Source organism: Kitasatospora sp. NPDC088264 (assembly GCF_040685715.1).
Taxonomy (GTDB): Bacteria; Actinomycetota; Actinomycetes; order Streptomycetales; family Streptomycetaceae; genus Kitasatospora.
Genome location: NZ_JBFBIR010000134.1, coordinates 1 through 2,659, shown reverse-complemented (window position 1 = coordinate 2,659; position 2,659 = coordinate 1). Strand labels below are relative to the sequence as shown.

Below are 2,659 nucleotides of genomic sequence, written 5' to 3'. Positions count from 1 at the left end.
AGTGGCGGCGTGTTGGGGTGCGCGGCGACGGTTGGGGAAGCCCCAGATCGGTCGAGGCCATGGTCGCTCCTGCGGGCTCGGGCGGGCGGTGCCGGCGAGGGAGTCGGGGGCGGCCTTGGTGGTGCTCGGGGTGTTCCGGCCGGTGGGGCGGGGAGTTCGCGGGTCAGTGGTCGCGGCGGCTGATCATCTCGGCCAGGGTGGCGAGTTCGGCGGCCGCCGCGGGCGTGGGCCGGGCCAGGGCGAGGTGCTCGTGGGCGTCGGCACTGTGGCGGCGGGCCCGGTACAGGGTCCAGTCCCTGGCACCGGTCTGCTCGATCAGCTTGGCCGCGTGGCGGCACTCCTCGTCGCCTGGCGGGGTGCTCTGGCGGTAGAGGCCGCGCAGGGCTTCGGCCTGCGGGGTATGTCCGGCCATGGCGGCGGCCACCGGCAGGGAGACCTTGCGCCGTCGCAGGTCGGACAGCGCGGGTTTGCCGGTGGCCTGCTCGTCGCCCCAGATGCCGAGCAGGTCGTCGATGCACTGGAAGGCGATGCCCAGGTGTCGGCCGAAGGCCCGCAGGTGGGCGGCGCGCTGCGGGTCGGCGCCGCCGGCGATGGCGCCCAGCGCGCAGGCGGCGGCGAAGAGTTCGCCGGTCTTGCCCGCCGCCACCGCCAGGGCCCGGTCCTCGCTGACGTCGGTACCGGTCTCCAGGAGGATGTCGAGGTACTCGCCCTCGATCAGCAGTTGGACGCTCTCCAGGAGGACGGGGATCGTCTGTTCCGCGCGGGGGGCCTCGGCCAGGGCCCGGACGGCGGCGAAGAACAGGGCGTCGCCGGCGAGGATCGCCGCCGGGATCCCCTTGGCCGCCCACAGGGCGGGTCGGTGGCGGCGCATCCGGTCGTGGTCGATGATGTCGTCGTGCAGCAGGCCGGCGTTGTGGACGAGTTCCACGGCCACGGCCCCGGGACGGGCTGCCTCCGGGTCGCCGCCGACGGCCCGGCAGGCCAGGAGCGTGAGGGCCGGGCGCAGGGCCTTGCCGTCGCCCTGGTGGTCGAGGTGGACGCGGTCGTCGGTCCACCAGCCGAAGTGCAGTCCGGCGAGGTGCCGGATGTGTGCGGGCAGGCGGTTGACCTGGGAGCGGATCAGCGGCCTGACGGTGTCCGCGCTGTGTGCCAGGATGCGTTCGCAGTCACGGGGTTCGTCGGACACCGGGCCTCGCCTTCGAGTGGCAGTGCGTCAGGATCGGGCGGGAGGCGGCGGGTCCGGCCGGGCACGACGGGTCCTTGCCGGCCGCTTTCGTAAGCGTTCAGCGCGATGGTCCCTATGCCAACAGATCCACAGCTGCCCCGGTACGGCGTGCGGCCCGAACATCGGAGCACGGCCGGCTCCGGCTCGCGCCCTCGTCCCGGCCCCCACGCCTACACCCGTCGCGCCACAGGTCGGTGGCCGCCGGAACCATGCGACGGGCCATCCCCTCCATGAACATCCCTGATGGGGAAGGCATTTGGGGCCGACGGCGCGCGCCTGGGTCCGGCGCGGCCCCCGTGTCGACCGTCGCGCGGCCGACCCGGCGGCCCCGTTCCCGTCTTCGCGTTACCACCCGATCCCGCGGACTTCCCGCGGGTGTCGGGGCGGCGGGAAACGGTCACGGCCGGGGCAGCGGGCACGTGTACGGCGCGCGCGGCACCGGCGGCCGGAACTCGTTGCCTCCCGAGCCCCCCGCACGCGGGGTTGCCACCGAGGTGCGTACTGGCGTGCACTCAGAGAACTGAACGCTTTCCGTCCGAACCTTCGGCCACCGACCCGGAGGATCGCGGGCGATCAGGCCTTCTCGCGTGCTCACACCCCAGCAGTGAGGAACACCCCCTCATGAGTGAGTCCCGGCCGCGACGCGGCATCATCCGGTCCCTGCGCACCATCGTCGACGACGCCAAAGAGATCGCCGACGAACTCATCGAGCGCGCGGCGGAGCTGGAGTGCAACCTCCGTGACGCCATCATCGACCTGCTGGAGGAGAACGACCCGTTGAAGGAGAACACGGGGGGCAAGCCCTCCGATGACACCCCTCGTCGCCCTGCGGGTGGCGGGGGCGAGAGAGACGAAGGGGCGGAGCTGGCGGGCCTGCGGGCGGAACTGGCCGCCCTGCGGGAAGAGCTCGCCCGCCTGTCCAAGGCTTCGCCGACACATGACTGACCCGAAGAACCACAACGGGGTCGGCAGTGCCGGTGTGTCCGGCCCGCCGACCGACGCGGAGGTGGAACGCCAGCTGGTCCGGGCAGAGAACGGGCTGCTGGTGGACGCGCTCACCTACCGGCCGGTCTCGCTGGCCGAGCTGGCCGACGACGTGCGCAGCGGTCTCCGGTTCCGGGCCCGGGACAGCAGCGGCGGCGAGTGCACCTACCAGGTCCTCGTCCAGGCACTCCTCGCCACACTCGTGCCCGGGCCGACAGCGGGCGCAGCGGAACTGTTGTCCGCCGCCGTCCGCGACGGCCTCCCGACCGGCCGGACCACGTAGGACACCGGACAAGAGACAGACGAAACGGCACCGGGCAACCGGGGGGAAAGCCGGGGCAACGCGGCTCTCTCCTTGCTCGACGCGCTGTTCCCGGTATCGGCCCGTGCGTGGCCGCCCTGTCTCTGGAGGCTGTGTGTCCGCTCGTGCGCTCTACGTCTCGGGGGTCC

General features: G+C 73.0%; 3 protein-coding genes. 2 read left to right on the top strand and 1 reads right to left on the bottom strand.

Annotated features, from left to right (window positions below; translation table 11 throughout):
- Positions 1 to 163: 163 nt before the first annotated feature.
- Positions 164 to 1,186 (bottom strand): polyprenyl synthetase family protein, encoded by a 1,023-nt coding sequence (locus AB0O82_RS38595; protein ID WP_363589720.1) that lies wholly within the window; start codon positions 1,184 to 1,186, stop codon positions 164 to 166.
- A 660-nt stretch (positions 1,187 to 1,846) separates the two neighbouring features.
- On the opposite strand from AB0O82_RS38595, the gene AB0O82_RS38590 reads away from it, so the two are divergent.
- Both AB0O82_RS38590 and AB0O82_RS38585 read left to right on the top strand, forming a co-directional pair.
- Positions 1,847 to 2,170 carry a hypothetical protein gene (locus AB0O82_RS38590; RefSeq protein ID WP_363589718.1) on the top strand — a complete coding sequence of 108 codons (324 nt, stop codon included), beginning with the start codon at positions 1,847 to 1,849 and terminating at the stop codon, positions 2,168 to 2,170.
- Positions 2,163 to 2,492, top strand: coding sequence for a hypothetical protein (locus tag AB0O82_RS38585; RefSeq protein WP_363589716.1), 330 nt, complete (start codon positions 2,163 to 2,165; stop codon positions 2,490 to 2,492). Before AB0O82_RS38590 ends, AB0O82_RS38585 begins: the two co-directional genes overlap by 8 nt.
- The last annotated feature ends 167 nt before the right edge of the window (positions 2,493 to 2,659 follow it).

What these genes read in the sequence shown, in the direction of transcription:
- AB0O82_RS38590 (WP_363589718.1), top strand. Translation starts at nt 1,847, where the DNA reads ATGAGTGAGTCCCGGCCGCGACGCGGCATCATCCGGTCCCTGCGCACC.
- AB0O82_RS38585 (WP_363589716.1), top strand. Translation starts at nt 2,163, where the DNA reads ATGACTGACCCGAAGAACCACAACGGGGTCGGCAGTGCCGGTGTGTCC.